A 19,137-nucleotide genomic window follows, 5' to 3' on the forward strand; every position below is an offset into this window, starting at 1 on the left:
TGGATTATCCGGCCCGCCTTCGTTTCGGCGCCGACCGCTGCATTCGTGTCCGCCCTGTTTCGGACTTGCCCTTTCGGCGCAAGCTTTGTTGAAGCAGATCCGTGATGTTGATAATACGGCCCGGCTCCGCCTCCTCCTCTTCGGGCTCCGGCGTGGGCATTGTCCCACCGCTGCGGGCCTTTTTCTCAATCCACTTCATCAGCTTCTCACGGTACTCGTCCCGATACTTGGCCGGCGTCCACTCCCCGCTCATGGACTCAATGAGCTGGACCGCCATGTCCCGCTCCTTCGGCGCCAGGCCGGTCTTTTTGACATCAACCTCAGGCAATCCCAGTTCCGCGGGATCGCGAAGTTCCTGTGCGAAGCGCAGGAGGATGAGCACCAGGGCCGAACCCTGCACCATCAGCGCGGAAAGATGCTCACGCGTGCGGATGACGACGCGCGCCACGCCGGTCTTGCCCGTTCGAGCCAGTCCGTCGCGCAGCAGCGCGTAGCCTTTCTCGCCTTTTTTTCCCGGCATGAGGAAATAGGGCCGGTCGAAGTACATCGGGCTGATCTCGCTCACGTCCACGAATTCTTCGATCTCGATCGACTGCGTGGCCTCCGCGGCCGCCCTCTTGAAATCTTCATCGCCGAGCACGACGTAGTTGTTCTCATCGTATTCGAATGCCTTGACGATCTCGTTCCAAGGAACTTCCTCGCCCGTCGCTTCATTAATGCGCTCGTATCGAATTCTCGCGTGGTCGCGGCTGTCGACAAGATGAAAGTGCAGGTCATACCGGCTTTCGGCGGAGTGCAGTACGACCGGAATCTGGACGAGTCCGAACGTGACGTGGCCCTTCCAAATGGGGCGCGAAATGCGTGAAGTTGCGGCCTTTTTGCGTGCCATAGGGCGCCTTGTCTGAACGCAGGATTTTAGTATCTGCCGCTTTCCTAAAACCGCCGTAAATTGAATCTAAACATTTGATCAGACGGATTTAACGACCCCGTTAGCGGCCAATGCTAAGGTTTAATAACGCGCAGGACGCGAGACGAAAGTGGAGGATCAGTTCGATGAATCAGGACACCGTCAAAGGCGATTGGATGCAGCTCAAGGGCAAAATTAAGCAACGGTGGGCAAAGCTCACCGATGACGACCTGCAGCTCTTGGAAGGGAGATTGGAGGAATTGACGGGCGTTTTGCAGAAACGATACGGCCTCGCCCGAGATGCCGCGGATCGGCAGGCGAGGGAATTTTGCGACGAGTGTAGTTGTCTCTAGGGCGCCGCCAGCCGACCGGCCCGGGGCGCGAGGAACAGGTGAATTATGTTATCGTGGGCTATTACATTCCTGGTCATCGCCTTAATCGCGGCGCTCCTGGGCTTCGGTGGAATTGCGGCGGGGGCCGCGTCCATCGCCAAAGTTCTTTTCCTCATCTTCATTGTGCTGTTCCTGATCTCAATCATTGCCTACGGCACGCGGCGAGGGCCACCCGTAGTCTAAGGATGGCGCCAGAGGTCCATGGCCATGAGCCCATTCAGATTCACTGATGGGAATATGCTGCTCGGACGACCCGCCAGTTCGTTCATGAATCTGTTCGCGCTCACGGTGGATGGTCCGGACCTGCCGCCGCGCGAACCGATCTCGCCCGTGCCGCAGGATCCGCCCGCCCGACCCCAGGAACCGCCAAATCCACCGCGGCACGAACCGCCACCCCGGAACCCGGTGTCCCCGTCCGATCCGCCGGTTCCAGCGTCGCCGCCGGATGTTCCACAGCCAATCGGTCAGTGGTTGATGGCGAACAGCAAAAAGGGATTGGCGAAATCGATCCGCCGAGGAATTCTCATTCACGCCGGGCAAGGGACTGAATGCGTTGCTGATAGTCCCTGGCACGCGTGAGGTCATCCCGCGAGGTGAAGTGCGCTTCCAAACGGCCGCAGGCGTCCAAATAAAGACGACGTGACTCGTCGCCGACGCCAGCCTGCACGTGAGGCTCGAGCAAGGCGATCGTGCGCTCCAAGGACGCCGCCGCCTCAATGGGGCGGCCGAGCTGAATCAAAACGGTTCCCAGTGCGTAATGCGTCGTGGCCTCGTTGGGCTCGATCGTAAGGGCCCGGCGATAGAGATCGACGGCATCCACATGGTCGGACATGCTTGCGCGGATCCGCGCCGCGGACAGCAGAGTGCGAACACTGCGTGGGTCCTTTTCGAGCGCCTGTCGCAGGAGTTGTCGCGATTCGTTGGACTGGCCTACCTGCGCGCACGCGTATGCCAGGTTTAGCATGCCAATGGAGTCGGGCTGCTTTGCCAGGCCGACCCGGAAGCACTCGATGGCTTCGGCAAACCGCCCGGCCTTGACGAACTGCGCGCCCATATTGCTGTTGGCCGTCGGAGAACGGGGATCGATCTCCAATGCGCGAGCCCACAGTGCCGTGGACGACCTCCAGATTTGAGTCTGCGTCCACGTTGACGTGGCAAGCACTATGACCACCGCGACGGTCGCCATCGCTGCCGCGCTGCGCGAATAACGGCCGCGGCGAGCGGCCATCAGCAGCGCACCGCCCGCCAGCAGTGCGAATGGAATGCAGGAGATATAGCTATAGCGATCCGCCACAAGCTGGGGGCCGGTCTGCGCCAGACCGAGCGCCGGGGAGACGAGAATTCCAAACGCCAGCATCGCGACAAAAAGTCCCGGAACACGCCGTCGTACTGCCGCCAGCGTCAAGGCCGCAAGCGCTACGACGACGCCGCTGAAGATGAACTGTCGCGCGGACGCTTCGAAGGGGATCGGCAGTTCATAGATCGGACTGAGACCGGCGGGCCATAACGTCTTGAATGGATAGAAACATAGGCCGAAGGCCGCCTGGGCGAAGCGCTCGGGCCAGCCGTGGTGATGCAGCGACACCATGCCCGCCCGCGACTTGGCGTAATAGGCGAGGCCGGCGGTCACGATCGCGATGAGAACGAACGGCAGTTTTTCCAGCAGCAGACGCGACACACGATTGATGGCCGGCCAGTCGCGCGTCGGCCATCGACGGAGCGGATAAACGTCGATCAGGAGCAGGACAAAGGGCAACGTGATTGCCCACGCCTTGGAGAGCAGCGAGAGGAAGAAAAGGGCCAACGAGAGAAGATACCAGCGCCGCCGATGCTTCAGGTGCTCGGTGTACCGAACATAATAAAGGACGCATGCCAGAAGAAAGAACGTCGAGACGAGGCTGCCGCGCTCGGTGATCCAGGCGACGGACTCGGCGCGGAGCGGATGGACCGCGAAGAGCGCTGCGCACGCCGCAGCGGCCCAGCTCAAGGCAGCCGAACGGGGCGCCGGCCCCCGTGCCGTCCGGCGCAGCATTACAAGAGCCAGTGCATAAACGAGTGCCGTATTCGCGAGATGGAAGAGCAGGCTGGTGACGTGATAGCCGACGGGGTTCATGCCCCAGACGCAATAGTCCGCGCCGAGCGTCAGCCAGGCGATCGGTTGATAATGACCGAGCGTTGCATGGGTGAACATCCAGCGGATGTTGGCCAGGCCCAGACCGCGGTAGTTTCCGTTTTCCAGAAAGAGCGTGTTGTCGTCCCAGTCGACGAACTCGCCGCGGAGAGATGGCAGGAACGCGACGACAGTGAGAAGCAAGACCGGCAGGAACGGCAAGAGCCGGCCCCTGGCCCCCACGGTGGCGGTCGCGCCCAGGTTCATGGGACGCGATTATATGGCGAACGAGATGGAGCGAGCAGGAGCGACGGGTGGCACGGTCTGACAGCAGTCAGGCCGTGCTCAATGGGGGTTGGGGAATAATGCGTCGTTACCCCGGGTCCGCATGAGGATCGTCTTCGTTCCTGGATTTGTAGAGTTCGACGCCCTTTTCCTCGTCGCTGATGGTCTCTTTCAGCTTGACGGAGTGCTCCGTGGACGTGCGACCGCCGGGCTCGTCGCTGACGGTCTTGGTGTGCTCGATCTTGCAGGCCCCGAGCAGCAGGCCAGCGAAAAGGACCAGGAGCAGTCGAATTCCGGCGGACTTCATGTACGATGCTAGGCGCGCAACGCCGAAAAGTCGAAACGCCCGCTGGTACAAGAGTCCCTTCTTGCACCCACCTCGGAGTGACGAACAATGAGCGATTCCGCGAACATTCTGGAAGCGATCGGGAATACGTCGCTGGTGCGGCTTCGGCGGGTGGTGCCTCCGGATTGCGCGAAGATCTTTGTGAAGCTCGAGTGGGAGAACCCGACGGGGAGCATGAAGGATCGCGTGGCGCTGGCGATGATCGCGCGGGCGGAGGAGGATGGTCGGCTCAAGCCGGGGGATACGGTCGTCGAGTACACCGGCGGGAGCACGGGGACGTCGCTGGCGCTGATCTGCGCGGCCAAGGGGTATCGACTCAAGGTCGTCACGTCCAACGCATTCAGCCAGGAGAAGCGGGATCACATGGCGGCGCTGGGGGCGGAACTGACGCTCGTGGAGAGCCCCGGCGGCCTGACGACCAAGCAGCTCTTCCTCGACATGATCGAGACGGCCCGAGGACTCGCCCGCGAGCCGCACACGTACTGGACGAACCAGCTTGAAAACAAGGATAGCATCACGGGCTACTACCCGATGGGCGAGGAAATTTGGTCGCAGACCGAGGGCAAGGTCGGTGCCTTTGTCCAAAGCGTCGGTACGTCGGCGTCGACACAAGGCGTTGCCCGAGTGCTCAAGCGGCACAAGCCGCAAGTCAGAATCGCCGTCGTCGAGCCGGCCGAATCGCCGGTCCTGTCGGGCGGCAAGCCAGGGCCGCACACGATCGAGGGCATCGGCATCGGTTACACGCCGCCGATCTGGGACGCCAACGTCGTGGACGAGGTCATCCCCATCGCAACGGCGGATGCGAAGGAGATGGCCCGGCGACTTGCGCGGGAGGAGGCCCTGTTCGCGGGAACCTCGTCCGGGGCCAATGTCCTTGCAGCCATTCAACTCGGCAAGCGACTCGGCCCGGAGGCGACCGTCGTGACGCTGATGATCGATTCGGGGTTGAAGTATTTGAGCACGGATGTGTACCGAAAGGCTTGAGGCTTGAGACCTGAGGCTTGAGGGAAGGCAGATCCACAGATGACGCAGATGGGCGCAGGTTTTTCTTTTTTTGAGGCGCCACTGGCTGGGATTTGGTGCGACGAGGCGAATGCGGAATGCGGATTGCGGAATTCGGAATGGGAAGTTCACGGCCGCGACGGCGGGTAAATTGCGGTGCAGAGGCGCAGAAATTTTTTTTGGCCGAAAGAAGGGAGAACGGCGGCGCTGCGCGGGCAAACGATTATTCAGGGTGGTCCCCCCTCCCCCTGAATGGACCTGAACGAGGCTGAATGAGCCGGAACCGCAGATGGCGCAGGGGTGCACAGATGGGGCCGAACGGGGGCGGAAACGCTGAAAAAAGCTAAACAAGCCGGAACAGCGGGCGGAGATGGCAGCGCGGCAAACGGCGCGGGGTTGAAAACGGTTGAAGCTCTTGAAATTCATCATCATGGCGCGGACCGTCCCTCCTACGGCGGGTCTTCGACCGGGGCCGCGTTCGTCGGCGTTCCGACGAGATACACGGCCTTTCCTCTTTTTCTGTCCTTGCGACTATCCTTGCTCAATGCTCCCTCTAGGACGAGGGATTCAGGGAGCAGGGATTAAGGGATTGAGGGCAGGCGTGAGACTTGGGGCTTAAGGTCAGCGACTTCATCCCTGCCGGTCGCGCCGATGACACGCCCGCACAGGAGCAAGCGAATGGGCCGCCTGACAAAACGCCACACGTGACCGCGGCGGCGGATGGCTGCCGTCGTGTTGGTGCAGCAGGCGGAAACAAGTAGAATATCCCCTTTTCTGGCCTTGCGGTGTTAGAGGAAACACCGACTCGGAGAGTCTTAGTCTTCGAATTCTTCGTGACGTTAAGAACTATTGGGAGCCCGACAATGGCAGAATCCAAAGCTGAGGAAATCAAGAAGCTCTTGGACGAGATTGACAAATGGAATCCCGAAGAGATTTGCTCTCGCAAGGCGCTGGGCACCTTTAATTTCGCAACCCATCTCGACACCGTGAAATCAATCCAAAAACTCGCGAATTATTACTTGGCACTGGGGTCGCTCGAGTCTATACCGGAAGTCGTTCTCCAGAAAACGCTCGTCTACCTACAAACCGCCAAGGGTAACGTCGGTCAATTACAGGAATTCGATCTTGCAAACAATCCTACCGAGGCTCCCAATCGGCACGCGAATATCAATAACAAGGTCGGGCAGCGGTTACGGGACGACGAACAACAACTTCTGAATCACTGGCCTGTCCTGTTCGCCTTCAGCGCAGAAGCAGCAGCACGCACCAAGACCAGCAGCGCCCTTGCGAACGAGCTTGAAGGCGCAACGCGAGCGCGTTTAGAAGTCGAGAACATTCTGAAAGAATCAAGGACCTTATCCAGTGAACGCGGCGCAGAACGGCACGCTATTGTATTTGATAGCGAAGCAAATAAACACTCGTGGATCGCGATTGCCTGGATGTCAAGCGGTGTTATAGCCGGGGGAATCGCGGTTTATGCTTCGCTGATGCTTGCCAATCCGGACAGCTTGCTCATCAGGCACCTTTGGCCGATCTCGAAGTTGCGAGATAGCACCGCCACGACTTCTGCGCCGACGGGAGAGCCGCAGGCGATAGGCGCGTCGCGCGTCGCACACATGCTTGTATCGAAAATAGTGATTCTTTCGGTGCTTTATCTGAGCGTTTTTTGGGCGCTGCGTAATCACAGGGCGCATCGGCACCTCGCGGTGGTTAACCGCCACCGTGCTAATGCGCTATCAACATTCAAGACCTTTGTTGAAGGCAGCGATAAACAGGAGATTCGTGACGCCGTTCTATTGGAAGCGACTCGCTGCGTCTTTGGGCAGGCAGTCAGCGGTTACCTGGGACCAGAAGAAAATACCCCAAGTCCGCCGCTTATCGACTCGATGAGGAGTGTGATTCAGAAATGAGCATGGTCGTCAGTGCTGACTCGGCGATGCTCACCGGGGTCAGGTCTCCGGCAACGAGCCCGAGTGGATGCGCTGCCTTTGGAAAACTACCGAGACTTCCTCGAAGGATTTAGCCCGCCGCAGACAATGCTTTTGTCTGGATTCTCCTGCATTGGGCATGTCTCTCATTAGATTCTTGGCTCAACATGAATATCAAACAACAGATTTGGCATAAATCGATTGAGGATGGTATCGCGGTAAAATGCTTTGAAGGGATTATCCCAATCACGGATATCATCTTCGATCATAGGTGCGTCGCCTTCGCCGCATCGGTATTGAAAGGTTAGGTCAACGTCTTGCTGCGTGACGTTGTACGGACCCTCGTAGGCGATCCACACGCCTCTTGGTCTCCCGGCAATTTGCTTTGTAAAAGATAGCGTAACATCGCCCCGCTTGAAATCTTCTGGTTGAATAGAAGCGATCGGCGCCTCGCGATCCGCGTGGTTTGTCGCATGGGGCAATTCTGCCTTGATGAGCTTGCCAAGGAGTTCAGTGTTGCGAGCGTCGCGCTGTTCGGTGATGTGGGTACCTAGGCGTAATCTCTGCTCGAACCTGAAGATCACGCGGTGTACCAACCCCAATCCGGCCATCCCTAAGCAATCGAGCAGCGAAAGAGGCCGGTCTTTCTTGTTATCCGCTGCCGGTGTCCGCACAGGGAACAGTCGCTGGCAAATGTCCTCAAAAATGGGGACCGTCAGAATCAAGTCTTGGAGGCTTGATCGATTCTTGACTATATGGAGGCCTGTCTGAGTTAGAAGGAGGCCAAAGTCGTACACCGGTGTTCCGAGCGCTACAGCGAAGAGTACAGCGCCTTCATCGCCGTCTTCGGTCTTGCCGGATGACGCCGGTATAGCCTGATGTTGCAGCGTGTAAAGCGGACAGTCCTCCCGGTCGCGAATAGAACCTACAACGCACTGAATGAGGAAGTTTCTCAATTGGAGGAGCTGCCCGGGGTCTGGTTCAATCCGAACGAACTCAACTTTATAACGGAAGCTAACGGGCAGAAGAAACCTCTTCTCCAACAAACCCGATCGGAAATCAATCCAATTGAAGGCCATGATTGCTCTCCCTCAAACCGCGAGCCAGAATTGCCCCAGTGGTACGTGGACTACGCTCCCGGCGTCGCACTCGCCGTCTCGCTCTATGGGTCGGGCTCGCCCCGGCGGTTGAGCCATCTGGGCATATAGTGCCCGTGTGGCCCGCCTGATCGCCAGTGTAATCCACCTTAGCCGGGCTGCAGGTGAACAGCAACAGAAAAATCAACCGGCTCCGTCGGTGGGAATTAGGCGGGCCGGAACAGGGACCGCTTTCTGACGGGCGCGGTTCGGATCGGCGGACGGGGCCGCAATGAGGGGAATTGAAGCGGGATCGGATTCCCGCACGCGTGGGTGCGAGACCCTTGACATTGCGGAACAACGTCAGGGGCAAGCGTGATTCTTGCACAGGCGATCCTTCGCCCGCTTCGGGGTAGGGAAAGGGATGGGGGCGCGTTCTTTTTCCATGGGCTCGCGGCCGCGGCTACGACCCTGTGCCTCAATTAGGGGCGGGGAGGCGAGTGGTGAATTCGATCCCTTTAGGATCGAGGGGATGTTGGCGGCGGTCGCGATCCGTTCCGGTGGCGGCGCTTCGCTTGCCACCGGCTACTATCGGTCAGCCCTTCAGGCTGAAGATCGGGTCGGCCGTCTACACCGTTCGCTAAAATGGGTGTTCACTATCGGCGGGGTTTCCGTTCTTCAGGGATGTGGTCGCGGCCGATCATTGCGAAATGACCGTCGATCGGGAAAGGAGCCCATCATGCAAATCCGGCGCCTAGCAAGCCGTCGAACGGTCTTGGCCCTTATCGGGGCCTGTTTGATCTCCGCTCCCGTGTCGGCGCATCCCGGATCGGGCATCGCCGTTGACCGGCAGGGGCAAGTCTATTTCCTCGACACGGGGTCGGGGTTGTGGAAGATCGACACGCAGGGCAAGTTGTCGAAGCTTTCGGGCACGAGATTTCATTGGCTGTCCCTCGACGCAAACAATCGGTTCGCCGATACGCCGCTGCCTTCGGGTTCACGCGGCGACATTGAGAAGGCCGGCACGAGCCCGACGGCGCTTCTCTCGAGCGACTATCCCATCGCGACCGGTCAGGATGGCAATCTGTATTACCCATCCGGTTCGCCCGATGGTCTGCAGATCATGCGGATGTTGCCTTCTGAGCAGCGATTTGGCCACCACAAAGGACGGTCGCTACGGACGTCGGTTCTGGCCAGCCTCACCGCGACGGCACGGGGGCCGCTCATGCACATCAACGGCATCGCCGCCGGCCCCGACAATTCCCTCTACTACACTGAGGACGACGCCATTCGGCGGATCAGCGCGATGGGTCAAGTCACGACCGTGGCGACGGTTTCCGCTCTGGTCGGTCCCGGCGCGCCGGGATCGATTCCGGGCGTCGAGCAGCGGCCTTATCTCCGCGGGCTAGCCGTCGATGCGCGCGGCGTGATGTACGTGGCGGACAGCGGGGACGCGCGGGTGCTGAAGATCACACCCGACGGGAAGTTCACCACGCTGCTCCAACTCCAAAGCCCGTGGTCGCCGACGGCGGTGGCGCTTTTCGGCGGCGACGTGTACGTGCTCGAGTACCTGCATGTCGCAGGAGACGACCGGCTGGCCTGGTTGCCGCGGGTCAGGAAGATTTCGGCGGATGGGAAGTCGACGATTATCGCGACGGTTGAACAGATGCCGGGTGCGCGGTAGGGCCCTTCGGGCTCGAGAAAAATTGGGGGATCGTCAACCGATGGCGGGGCTGTGCTTGCCACCGGCTACTATTGGTCAGCCCTTCGGGTTGATCCACGCTCTTCAGCCCGAAGGGCTGGTCTAAAGTAGGCAGGGGCAGTCGCCCCTGTCTTGGGAAGCGACCCCCATTGATTTCGATCCTGAAGGGATCGTCTTGACGCTCTGCCGGACGCGAGGCACGATTCTCGCGCGATGGCTCAGACGCTCACGCGACTCCTCGTCCATTCGATCTTCTCCACGAAGAACCGCGCGAATTTGATCCAACCGGAAATAGAGCCGGAGCTTTATGCCTACATCGGCGGCATTTGTCGCAACGCGCAGTCGCCGCTTCTGAGCGTCGGCGGTACGGCCAACCATTTGCATCTGCTTTTCAGCCTGTCCAAAACGGGGTCGCTGGCCGATTTGATGCTGGACGTGAAGAAAGACTCATCGAAATGGATCAAAACCAAGGCCGCGTATTTCGCCGATTTCCAGTGGCAGGAAGGCTACGGCGGGTTTTCGATTGGCGAGTCGCAGGTGGATGATCTCAAAGGATACATCGCTCGCCAGAAAGAACATCATCGCACCGTTACGTTTGAAGAGGAATACCTCGCGTTCGTTAAAAAATACAATGCGCCGTACGACGAGCGATATATGTGGGGGTGAGCGATTATCCGACCCTTTCAGGGTCGAGGACATTGGGGCGGCTCGTCGTCCAGTGGCGGCGCTGCGCTTGCCACTGGCTACTATCGGTCAGCCCTTCGGGCTGAAGCTTGGATCGGAGGGCGGGGCCCGCCCTACGAAACGAAATACCAAGTACCAAGGGCGATGTTGAGCGCCATGAGCATGGGGATGAGCGTCGCCGTCAGGGCCTTGGCGCGGGTGGTGGCGTGGAGGGTTTCGATGCCGCTGCAAACGACGCAGAGGTACCAGAAGAGACCGACAGGGGGCAGGAGCAGGATCGCGGGGAGGACGGCGCTGCCGAGGGCGACGGCGCGGACGGAGGATTCATACTGACCGCGATGGTGGCCGAGGCCGAGGAGGACGGCTTGGATGAGCAGGCCGTAGAGATAGTTCCAGGCGATCTGGGCGAAGGGGACCGCGATGAGGAGGATGACAAGGGCCGGGGATTTCATCAACTTGAGCGGATCGGGCAGCCAGGCGGCCAGACCGCTGCCGTGGAAGAGGAGCAGGAGACCGGCAAAGACGGCGAGGGCGACGTAGGCGCAGAGTATGCTGAAGCCGGCGGAGCCGTCGCGGCTGTTGGCGGCGGCGAGGCGGAAGTATTCGCCGGGGGAGATGGAGATGCGGGCGACGGCGTCGACGAAGCCGCGCAGAAAGCCGACGCGGCGGCGGTGCTGCCAGGGCGTGCCGAAGTGAAGCGCTTCGCCGACGACGTTGTCAGCGACGGGCCGCACCGTCATTTCGGCGGCGTCGAGCGGGTGGCAACAACCGACACAGGTGAACTTGCGCGGATAGGGAAGGCCGCGATCGTCCGTGCCGACGTAGCCCTGATGACAATGGCGGCAGAGAAATTCGACCTTGTCCGGCGGAAAGGCGAAATCGGTGACCTCGAAAGCATTGCCGCACTCCGGGCAGCGGTTCTCGGGGAGGTTCCAGAGGAGATAGTCGCAGTGGACGCAGTTCATGAAACAAATCTCACGCAGGGGCGCGGAGGCGCAGAGGAGGAAAAGACAGTATTTACAGAATCAACATGATTTGAATCTTGGTTGAGCATCCGTGCTCCTTCTATCCGTGGGCGGCAGGTCTCGAAGACTTGACCCTGCCCTACATCTCTTCGGCCGGCAGGGGCGCCGGCCGCTACTACTCCGGCTGGCGTTGGATATCGGCGCCGAGGGCGATGAGGCGCTGCTCGATGTGCTCGTAGCCGCGATCGATGTGGTAGACGCGGGCGAGCTTGGTCTTTCCCTTGGCGACGAGACCGGCGAGGACGAGGGCGGCCGAGGCGCGGAGGTCGCTGGCCATGACCGGGGCGCCGATGAGTTGTTTGACGCCTTCGACGATGACCGTGGGGCCCTCTTTGCGGAGCCTGGCGCCCATGCGGCCGAGTTCGGCGACGTGGGTGAATCGGTCGGGGAAGATTTTCTCGGTGATGATGCTGTTGCCGTCGGCAAGGCAAAGGAGCGTCAATACCTGGGCCTGCAAGTCCGTCGGGAAGCCGGGGTACGGCTGCGTCGTGACCGTAATCGGCTCGAGCCGGCGCGACGAAGAGACGGTAACCGTGCCGTTCGCCCGTTCGACATTGACGCCGACGGCCTTGAGGCGGTCGACAAGGGCGAGCAGGTGGTCGAGGCGGCAGTTGGTCAGCTTCACATCGCCGTTGGTGATGGCGGCGGCGATCATGAAGGTGCCGGCCTCGATGCGGTCGGGAATAATCGTGTGCTCACAGCCGCGGAGGCTCTTGACGCCTTCGATGGTGATGCGCGAGGTGCCGTGACCGGTGATGTGCGCGCCACAGGTGATCAGATAGTCGGCGAGGTTGGTGATTTCGGGTTCGCAGGCGGCGGACTCGATAACGGTCGTGCCCTCGGCAAGTACGGCGGCCATCATGACGTTGGCCGTGCCGAGGACGGTCGAGCCGAAGGGACCACCGAGGAAGATTTCGCCGCCTTTGAGGCGCTTGCTCTTCAGATGGATGTCGCCGCTGACGAGTTCGATTTCAGCGCCAAGGGCCTCCATGCCCTGGAGGTGGAGACCGACGGGGCGGTCGCCGATGTTGCAGCCGCCGGGTAGGCTGACTTGGGCCTGGCGGCGCTTGGCGAGGAGCGGGCCCATGACGCAGACGCTGGCACGCATCTTGCGGACGAGTTCGTACTCGGCGTGACAGTTCATCTCGTCTTCGACTTTGAGATGAAGGCCGCCCTTTTCATCGCGCCAGACGTTGACGCCGAGCTTTTCGAGGAGGAAGGTCAGGTGTTTGATGTCCTCGAGCTGCGGGACGCCGCGCAGAACGGTCTCGCCCTCCGTGAGGATCGCCGCGGCCATGATCGGCAGGGCCGCGTTTTTGGAGCCGTTGACGGCGACAGTGCCGCGAAGTCGATTGCCACCGGTGATCTGGAAACAGTCCACGTGCATACCTCCGTGTATGATCTGGTTGCGGCGGCTTCGCCGGATAGGGGTCGGCGCCGCCCCGCAACCGTCCTGATGCGAGGGATTATACTGAGGCGGTCGGGCTGCGCGAACCAGGGGTTTTGACACTACTTGTGCATCGGCAGAATGCTCCCCCGCACCGTCCCGGGGCGCCCGTTGGCTTTATAGCTCTTGGAGGAACTCGGCGATTGGCACAATCTTGGTATTCCCGTGCTGCCGGAGGACCAACAGGTCTTCATCCCTTGAGACCAGCCGATCCGCAGTGGCGGTCGCCGCCAGGGCAAGTAGGTAATCATCGTTGGGATCACGACAGATCGTGGGAATCTGAGCGGGCCTAAACAACTCGGCGCGACGAAGCAAGTTGGCCACTTCTTCAGCATCCTCCGGATCAATCAACTTGGCGATGTGGGGACGGCGGGAGACATCTACAAACTCATCAATCGCCGCCGGGGAGGTGATCAAAGTGAGGCGGCCGACTTCAACCGCGTCGGCGATTTGCCGCCACCAGCCCTTGATGAGGGAGCTGATCAAGACTGAGGTGTCGAGGATCGATCGGATAGGGACTTCTCCTTACGAACCTCTCGAACGGCTTCGTCGACCTGATCGTCGCTCATTGGATTGGTAGACCGGACCCGGGCCTCGATCCGTTCGCAGACGCGGCGCCAACGCTGGGCCCAGGTGAATTTGTCGATGGCTTCGGCGACGCGGAGTTGCTCGTCCGGCGGCAGGGCCTTTACCTGATCGACGATCGATTGTGAGGGTGAAATCGCCATACGCTTGTATTATATCGCGTTTTTGATCGAAGGGGCGAGGCCACGTCCTCCCTTATCGGAGCAATTGCAAACGCCGGCGACTTACCCGAAACTACCGGTTTTTGACCGCGATTCTCATGGAGGGACTATGAAATCATCGGACGCGATTCACGCCAAGGCGATTGAACTGGGGAAGCAGGTCGTGCGAATGACGACCGCGGCGGGGTCAGGGCACCCCTCCAGTGGCCTTTCGATCATGCATATCGTCGTAACGCTGATGCACGAAGTCATGCGCTGGGACCCGGCGGATCCGTGGGACTTGGGGAATGACCGGCTGGTGTTGTCCGAGGGGCATGCGGTGCCAGCGGTTTATGCGGCGTATGCGGATTTGGGCGGGGTGGTGGGGAAGGACCGGCGATCGGCGCGGAAACTGATGCCGGGTGATTTGAATACACTGCGGGAGACGGAGAGCCCGCTGGACGGCCACCCGAACCCTGCCGAGGGGTTTCCGTTTTTCGATGCGGCGACGGGATCACTCGGTCAAGGGTTGAGCGTCGCGGCGGGGCTGGGGATCGCCGCGCGGCTGGCGAAGAGCGATCGGCGAATCTACACGATCATCGGCGACGGGGAGTCTCGCGAGGGGCAGATCTGGGAGGCGATGGACCTGATCGCCGAGCGGGAGCTGACCAACGTCGTCGCTATTTTCAATTGCAACGGACAAGGCCAGGCGGACTACGTGTCCCGGCAGCAATCACCGGAATCGCTCGCCGCGAAGGCGGAGGCGTTTGGGTGGCGGGCCGTAACGATTGATGGCCATGATCCCGCGGCGATCAAGGGGGCGATTGCCGATGCCGCGTCGGGTGAACGGCCGTTGGCGGTCATCGCGCGTACGCAAAAGGGATGGGGGTGCGAATCGCTCAAGGATCGGTCGAATCATGGCAAGCCGGTGGCCACGGCAAAAGTCGAAGAGGCGATCGCCGAGTTGGACGGGATGTATGAGGCGCTGGGGGTGGCGCGCGGAGGGGTATCGAAGCCACCGCCGATGTCGGCGCACACGGGAGGCCCGTCGCCCACGGCCAAGGACCTCGTTCCGGTGACGTTCGCGACCGCGATGCAACGGGCGGGTTTGGAAGGGGCCCTGGCGAAGGGTCAGCTTGCGACGCGGCGGGCGTATGGGGCGGCGCTAATGGCGCTGGGGGCGGCCGACCCCCGCGTGGTGGCGCTGGACGGCGACGTACGAAATTCGACGTTCTCGGAGATGTTCATGGAGAAATTCCCCGAGCGGTTCATCGAGTGCAAGATCGCCGAGCAGAATATGATCTCGACGGCGGCGGGGATGGCGGCCGCCGGCTTTGTCCCGTTCGTCAGCACGTTCGCGAAATTCGTCGCGCGGGCGTACGACCAGATCGAGATGGCGCAGATCACGCGGGCAAATATCAAGATCGTCGGCTCGCACGCGGGGATTTCACTGGCGGCGGATGGTCCGAGCCAGATGAGTTTGCAGGACGTCGCCTATTTTCGCAGCGCCAGCGAGGCCGATGACGGGGCCGGGCGACCGGCGTGCGTGTCGTTTCAGCCGGCGGACGCGGTGGCGGCCTATCACTGCACGTGGTTGATGGCGCAGCATGTCGGCATGTGTTACATGCGGACACATCGGCCGGATGTCGAGTTGCTGTATAAGCCGGACACGCGGTTTGAGGTCGGCGGCAGTCACGTGCTGGCGGAAGGTGACGCGATCACGCTCGTATCCGCCGGGTACATGGTGCATGTCTGCAAGAAAGCGATGGCGGAGTTGGCGGCGGCGGGGATTCGCTGCACGCTGATCGACGCGTATTCATTCCCATTGCGGGCCGAGCCGATCCTGGCGGCGGCAAAGAAGACGGGGGGACGCATGTTGAGCGTCGAGGACAACTATGTTGGGGGGCTGGGCGGAGCTCTGGCGGAGGCGGCCGCCGCACACGGGGGAATTCGCGTATGGTCGATGACCTGCCGGAAAATCCCCAAGAGCGCAAAGACGACGGATCAGATCATGGCCTATGCGGGCCTCTCTGAAAGCGATATCACGCGGCGGGCGCGCGAAATTCTTCAGTAAGACTGTCCCTTGACTACGAGGGCATGTCCTGGATCGTGACACCTTCGGGGGCTTTGAACTTGAATCGGTCGGGGGGGATGGCGGCATCGACCTTCACGTCGGTGGTCGTGGACGTGGTCGTGGCTTTGCCGTCCTGATCATAGGTGTCGGATTTTCGGATGATGCCGTCGCCCTTATCGAAATACGAGACGGTCTTCGAGATACCCGATATCGCGGCCGGGTCCTTGGGAGTCATTTCCAGAACGAAGCAGGATCTGCCATCCACCGTGGCATCGGGCAGCACCTTGATCGCGAAGGTCTTCTCCAGGTCGGCGAACATCTTATGCGTATCGAAAACATTGACCTGCTTGGCCGGATCGAGCTTCTGTCGAAATGCGGATTTTTGTCCCGCGGACTCTGAGTAAGTGTATTGGTATTGCCCATCAGAGACAGACAGCATGGTCGAAGGGATCTTCTGTTCCTGACCGCCGAATCTCTGAGTTGTGTTCGACGTCACTTCGATTCGTGCAAACATCTGGTCACCCTGTCTCACGAACTGTGCGACCTGGTCGTTCTCGCTTTTGATGGTCATCTCGGGCGTCTGCATCACGGACACAAAATGCGACTTGTAGCTTAGCGTCTTCAAACGCGACGTCCGCTCGTGGATTTGCTTCTTGACCGATTCCAGTGTCTCTCCGTAGGCGGGCGAAAAAGTCAAAAAGACCGCCGCCCCAAAGACGATTACGCGATTACTCAGTGCCGTCATTTTTTGTTCCTTCATCTCGCCGCCCATAACGGGCGGCAGCCACAAACTTACTTGATATCCCGTTGTGCATCCTACCCGAGAACGATGGCTTCCGAGGACTCGGACTATAAGTTATTATTTTATAGGTAGTTGCAAATCGAAGGCGTTGCGCGATTACCGGTTCACCCCCTGCACGAGATTGAACCCCCTCGTGGCAACTTTATGGCGCATTCGTGCTTTCGATGAAGCGACGGCAGCGTTATATTCCCCGTTGACCGTGGCCCAGAGACTTGCGCGCACCCTCCGCTGACAAAGGGTCAGGATGGCGGTTGAAACAGGGACGTTTCGTCCGTTTGATTACAGACGGACCTTGGCGGTCGCGGTTTGTACCGTGCTGGCACTCACGTCGACGATGGGGCTTTTTCAGCTCCAGCCCGGCGGCGCGCAGGCCGTTCCCGTTCAAACTGAGGGGCGCGTGATCGATCGCGTCGAATTCCGGGGGCTCTCCAGCGTCGACGCCACCTATCTTCAGGGCATCGTTCGCATTGCGCCGGGAGCCGTCTGGAACCGCGAGGAAATCGCGGCGGCCTGCGCGCGTCTGGCGGGAACGGGGAAATTTGAAGGCAGCCCGTTCGCCGAGGCCCATGAGGACGATGGCAAGCTGGTGCTCGTCTTCGTCGTGCAGGAGCGGCCGTTCGTCACGGGTGTCGATTTTGTCGGGAACGAAAAGTATAAGACCTCGGAGCTGCTGAAAGAAATCGAAATCTCGACCGGCTCGCCGATCAGCGAATACCTCGTCAACCAGGCGAAGCAGCAGATCGAACGCAAGTACAAGGAGGGCGGCTATTACCATGTGACGGTTGAAGCCGATGAGGAAGTCCTGAAAAATGAGCAGCGCGTCTTGTTTTATATTTCCGAGGGACCGCGGGTCAAAGTCCGCAAGATCCTCTTCGAGGGAAATACGGCCTACACGGATATCACGCTCCGCTCGAAGATCGAGACGGCCACCTACCTGTGGCTGTTCCGCACCGGGGCGTTTGATGATGAAACCGCCGAGCGCGACGCGGCGACGATCAAGAAATGGTATGTCGATCGCGGCTATCTCAACGCGCAGGTCGGCTATCGAATCGACCTGGCGGAGAATCAGTCCGATCTGACGCTGATCTTTCAGATCGACGAAGGGCTCCTGCACATCATCAAGGACATCAAATTCGTCGGCAACCATATCTATGACAACGACCGTATCGCCTCGGTTATGCAGTCGGCCGTGGGCAAGCCGATCGACGCGGATATCTTGAAGGCCGACCGCGAGAAGGTCCTCGCCGAGTATGGTCGGGAGGGTTACATCTACGCCGAGGTGACGACGACGCACGTCTTCGACGAGGAAGACGGTTACGTCAACCTGACGGTGCAGGTGAACGAACGCGAACAATATCGCTTCGGGCGGATCGTCGTTCGCGGCAATACGCGGACGAAGGACAAGGTCATCCGCCGCGAGCTGCGTTTCTATCCCGAGCAGCTCTTCAACACCGTCGAGACGAAGGCCGCCGAGCAGCGGCTGGTGGAGACGCGGTTATTTTCAGAGGCAACCATCACGCCCCAGGGCGAGACGCCGGCGGTCCGCGACGCACTGGTCGATGTGACCGAGGCGGAAACGGCGACGATCCTCTTCGGCGTGGGCGTCACGTCGAACAGCGGCCTGGTCGGCTCGATTTCGATTGAGCAACGGAACTTTGACATCTTTGATTGGCCGCGAACCGGCACCGAACTCTTCAAGGGCAAGGCCTTTCGCGGTGCCGGCCAGACGCTCCGGACGCAATTCGAACCCGGTACGGAACTGACGCGCGGGCGGATTGATTTCCGCGAACCGTATTTGCTCGATCAGGACCTGGGATTGGGCCTGGGCGTCTACATCTTTGAGCGCGGGCGCGACGAATACGACGAACAACGGATCGGGTTTTACAGCAGCATCGACAAGCGTTTCCGCGAAGGCCTGCTGAAAGGATGGGCCGCGGAAATCGCCTCGCGGTTTGAATCAGTCAAAATCAGCGACGTGGAATGGCTGTCGGCAAGGGATATTGAGGACGCCAAGGGCACGAGCTTCTTGACGTCGCTCAAGGGCACATTGGTCCGCGACCGGACGGACAGCGCGTGGCTGCCAAGCAAGGGCACCAAGCTCAAGGGCTCGTGGGAGCAGGTCGGGGCGCTCGGCGGGGACTGGTCGTTTAGCAAGGTCATCGGCGAATACGAACACTACTTCACGCTGCACAAAGATACGTTCGACCGCAAGCACATCCTGCAGCTCGGGGCGACGATAGGCCAGATCTTCAGTGACGCGCCGGTCTTCGAGCGGTTCTACGCGGGCGGCATCGGCTCAATCCGCGGCTTCGAGTTTCGCGGGATCAGCCCGCGCGAAGGGATTCGCGACGACGCGGTCGGCGGAGACTTCATGCTGCTCACCAACGCGGAGTATTCCTTCCCCGTGGTGGGCCAGACGGTCCGCGGCGTGACGTTTCTGGACATGGGGACGGTCGAGGAAGATTTCGGCATCCACCAGTGGCGGGCAAGCGTGGGCGTAGGCGCACGAATCTATATCAAATACTTCGGGCCCATTCCGCTGTCTTTTGATCTGGCCTTCCCCATCGCCAAGGACGACGACGACGATACGCAGGTCTTCAATTTCTCGTTTGGCACGACGTTCTAACGACGC

At 60.4% G+C, this 19,137-nt stretch carries 17 protein-coding genes; 8 read left to right on the forward strand and 9 right to left on the reverse strand.

What is annotated here, in order from left to right; genetic code table 11:
- Positions 1 to 4: 4 nt before the first annotated feature.
- Entirely contained in the window at positions 5 to 889 is an 885-nt protein-coding gene (locus VJZ71_11465) for a Ku protein (protein HKQ48678.1), read from the reverse strand.
- A gap of 164 nt (positions 890 to 1,053) precedes the next feature.
- Here VJZ71_11465 and VJZ71_11470 point away from each other — a divergent pair, with 164 nt between their 5' ends.
- On the forward strand, positions 1,054 to 1,260 hold the full coding sequence (locus VJZ71_11470; GenBank protein ID HKQ48679.1) for a CsbD family protein: 207 nt from the start codon (positions 1,054 to 1,056) through the stop codon (positions 1,258 to 1,260).
- A 45-nt stretch (positions 1,261 to 1,305) separates the two neighbouring features.
- Positions 1,306 to 1,482 (forward strand): DUF1328 family protein, encoded by a 177-nt coding sequence (locus VJZ71_11475; protein ID HKQ48680.1) that lies wholly within the window; start codon positions 1,306 to 1,308, stop codon positions 1,480 to 1,482.
- A gap of 340 nt (positions 1,483 to 1,822) precedes the next feature.
- Here VJZ71_11475 and VJZ71_11480 read toward each other — a convergent pair whose 3' ends face one another.
- Positions 1,823 to 3,676 (reverse strand): tetratricopeptide repeat protein, encoded by a 1,854-nt coding sequence (locus VJZ71_11480; protein HKQ48681.1) that lies wholly within the window; start codon positions 3,674 to 3,676, stop codon positions 1,823 to 1,825.
- A gap of 106 nt (positions 3,677 to 3,782) precedes the next feature.
- Positions 3,783 to 4,001, reverse strand: a complete 219-nt coding sequence (locus VJZ71_11485; GenBank protein ID HKQ48682.1) for a hypothetical protein — start codon at positions 3,999 to 4,001, stop codon at positions 3,783 to 3,785.
- A gap of 87 nt (positions 4,002 to 4,088) precedes the next feature.
- Between VJZ71_11485 and VJZ71_11490 the strand changes: the two genes are divergently transcribed.
- Positions 4,089 to 5,024, forward strand: coding sequence for a cysteine synthase family protein (locus tag VJZ71_11490; GenBank protein ID HKQ48683.1), 936 nt, complete (start codon positions 4,089 to 4,091; stop codon positions 5,022 to 5,024).
- A gap of 881 nt (positions 5,025 to 5,905) precedes the next feature.
- On the forward strand, positions 5,906 to 6,952 hold the full coding sequence (locus VJZ71_11495) for a hypothetical protein (protein HKQ48684.1): 1,047 nt from the start codon (positions 5,906 to 5,908) through the stop codon (positions 6,950 to 6,952).
- A 167-nt stretch (positions 6,953 to 7,119) separates the two neighbouring features.
- On the opposite strand, the gene VJZ71_11500 is transcribed toward VJZ71_11495, so the two are convergent.
- Complete coding sequence (locus tag VJZ71_11500; protein HKQ48685.1) at positions 7,120 to 8,049, reverse strand: hypothetical protein; 930 nt, start codon at positions 8,047 to 8,049, stop codon at positions 7,120 to 7,122.
- A 736-nt stretch (positions 8,050 to 8,785) separates the two neighbouring features.
- Between VJZ71_11500 and VJZ71_11505 the strand changes: the two genes are divergently transcribed.
- Positions 8,786 to 9,730 carry an SMP-30/gluconolactonase/LRE family protein gene (locus VJZ71_11505; protein ID HKQ48686.1) on the forward strand — a complete coding sequence of 315 codons (945 nt, stop codon included), beginning with the start codon at positions 8,786 to 8,788 and terminating at the stop codon, positions 9,728 to 9,730.
- Between the two features lie 231 nt (positions 9,731 to 9,961).
- Positions 9,962 to 10,414 carry a transposase gene (locus tag VJZ71_11510; protein HKQ48687.1) on the forward strand — a complete coding sequence of 151 codons (453 nt, stop codon included), beginning with the start codon at positions 9,962 to 9,964 and terminating at the stop codon, positions 10,412 to 10,414.
- Between the two features lie 131 nt (positions 10,415 to 10,545).
- Here the strand turns inward: VJZ71_11510 and VJZ71_11515 are convergent, their stop codons facing one another.
- The 4 genes from VJZ71_11515 to VJZ71_11530 all read right to left on the reverse strand — a co-directional run bounded on the left by VJZ71_11515 (position 10,546) and on the right by VJZ71_11530 (position 13,632).
- A complete protein-coding gene (locus VJZ71_11515) occupies positions 10,546 to 11,397 on the reverse strand; it encodes a hypothetical protein (GenBank protein HKQ48688.1) in 852 nt (283 codons plus the stop codon).
- Positions 11,398 to 11,572: 175 nt separating this feature from the next.
- Positions 11,573 to 12,838, reverse strand: a complete 1,266-nt coding sequence (murA, locus tag VJZ71_11520) for a UDP-N-acetylglucosamine 1-carboxyvinyltransferase (protein ID HKQ48689.1) — start codon at positions 12,836 to 12,838, stop codon at positions 11,573 to 11,575.
- A 183-nt stretch (positions 12,839 to 13,021) separates the two neighbouring features.
- Positions 13,022 to 13,390 carry a putative toxin-antitoxin system toxin component, PIN family gene (locus tag VJZ71_11525; protein HKQ48690.1) on the reverse strand — a complete coding sequence of 123 codons (369 nt, stop codon included), beginning with the start codon at positions 13,388 to 13,390 and terminating at the stop codon, positions 13,022 to 13,024.
- Entirely contained in the window at positions 13,387 to 13,632 is a 246-nt protein-coding gene (locus tag VJZ71_11530) for a hypothetical protein (GenBank protein HKQ48691.1), read from the reverse strand. Before VJZ71_11530 ends, VJZ71_11525 begins: the two co-directional genes overlap by 4 nt.
- 127 nt (positions 13,633 to 13,759) lie before the next feature.
- Here VJZ71_11530 and VJZ71_11535 point away from each other — a divergent pair, with 127 nt between their 5' ends.
- Positions 13,760 to 15,703, forward strand: a complete 1,944-nt coding sequence (locus VJZ71_11535; protein ID HKQ48692.1) for a transketolase — start codon at positions 13,760 to 13,762, stop codon at positions 15,701 to 15,703.
- Between the two features lie 13 nt (positions 15,704 to 15,716).
- Here the strand turns inward: VJZ71_11535 and VJZ71_11540 are convergent, their stop codons facing one another.
- Positions 15,717 to 16,448: an outer membrane lipoprotein-sorting protein gene (locus tag VJZ71_11540; GenBank protein ID HKQ48693.1), complete on the reverse strand. Its 732-nt coding sequence runs from the start codon at positions 16,446 to 16,448 to the stop codon at positions 15,717 to 15,719.
- Positions 16,449 to 16,749: 301 nt separating this feature from the next.
- Here VJZ71_11540 and bamA point away from each other — a divergent pair, with 301 nt between their 5' ends.
- Complete coding sequence (gene bamA, locus VJZ71_11545) at positions 16,750 to 19,131, forward strand: outer membrane protein assembly factor BamA (protein HKQ48694.1); 2,382 nt, start codon at positions 16,750 to 16,752, stop codon at positions 19,129 to 19,131.
- The last annotated feature ends 6 nt before the right edge of the window (positions 19,132 to 19,137 follow it).

This window comes from Phycisphaerae bacterium (genome assembly GCA_035275405.1).
Lineage (GTDB): Bacteria > Planctomycetota > Phycisphaerae > UBA1845 > UTPLA1 > DATEMU01.

Coding starts and splice junctions, on each gene's coding strand:
- VJZ71_11465 (HKQ48678.1), bottom strand. CDS start 889: ATGGCACGCAAAAAGGCCGCAACTTCACGCATTTCGCGCCCCATTTGG.
- VJZ71_11470 (HKQ48679.1), top strand. CDS start 1,054: ATGAATCAGGACACCGTCAAAGGCGATTGGATGCAGCTCAAGGGCAAA.
- VJZ71_11475 (HKQ48680.1), top strand. CDS start 1,306: ATGTTATCGTGGGCTATTACATTCCTGGTCATCGCCTTAATCGCGGCG.
- VJZ71_11480 (HKQ48681.1), bottom strand. CDS start 3,676: ATGAACCTGGGCGCGACCGCCACCGTGGGGGCCAGGGGCCGGCTCTTG.
- VJZ71_11485 (HKQ48682.1), bottom strand. CDS start 4,001: ATGAAGTCCGCCGGAATTCGACTGCTCCTGGTCCTTTTCGCTGGCCTG.
- VJZ71_11490 (HKQ48683.1), top strand. CDS start 4,089: ATGAGCGATTCCGCGAACATTCTGGAAGCGATCGGGAATACGTCGCTG.
- VJZ71_11495 (HKQ48684.1), top strand. CDS start 5,906: ATGGCAGAATCCAAAGCTGAGGAAATCAAGAAGCTCTTGGACGAGATT.
- VJZ71_11500 (HKQ48685.1), bottom strand. CDS start 8,049: ATGGCCTTCAATTGGATTGATTTCCGATCGGGTTTGTTGGAGAAGAGG.
- VJZ71_11505 (HKQ48686.1), top strand. CDS start 8,786: ATGCAAATCCGGCGCCTAGCAAGCCGTCGAACGGTCTTGGCCCTTATC.
- VJZ71_11510 (HKQ48687.1), top strand. CDS start 9,962: ATGGCTCAGACGCTCACGCGACTCCTCGTCCATTCGATCTTCTCCACG.
- VJZ71_11515 (HKQ48688.1), bottom strand. CDS start 11,397: ATGAACTGCGTCCACTGCGACTATCTCCTCTGGAACCTCCCCGAGAAC.
- VJZ71_11530 (HKQ48691.1), bottom strand. CDS start 13,632: ATGGCGATTTCACCCTCACAATCGATCGTCGATCAGGTAAAGGCCCTG.
- VJZ71_11535 (HKQ48692.1), top strand. CDS start 13,760: ATGAAATCATCGGACGCGATTCACGCCAAGGCGATTGAACTGGGGAAG.
- VJZ71_11540 (HKQ48693.1), bottom strand. CDS start 16,448: ATGACGGCACTGAGTAATCGCGTAATCGTCTTTGGGGCGGCGGTCTTT.
- bamA (HKQ48694.1), top strand. CDS start 16,750: ATGGCGGTTGAAACAGGGACGTTTCGTCCGTTTGATTACAGACGGACC.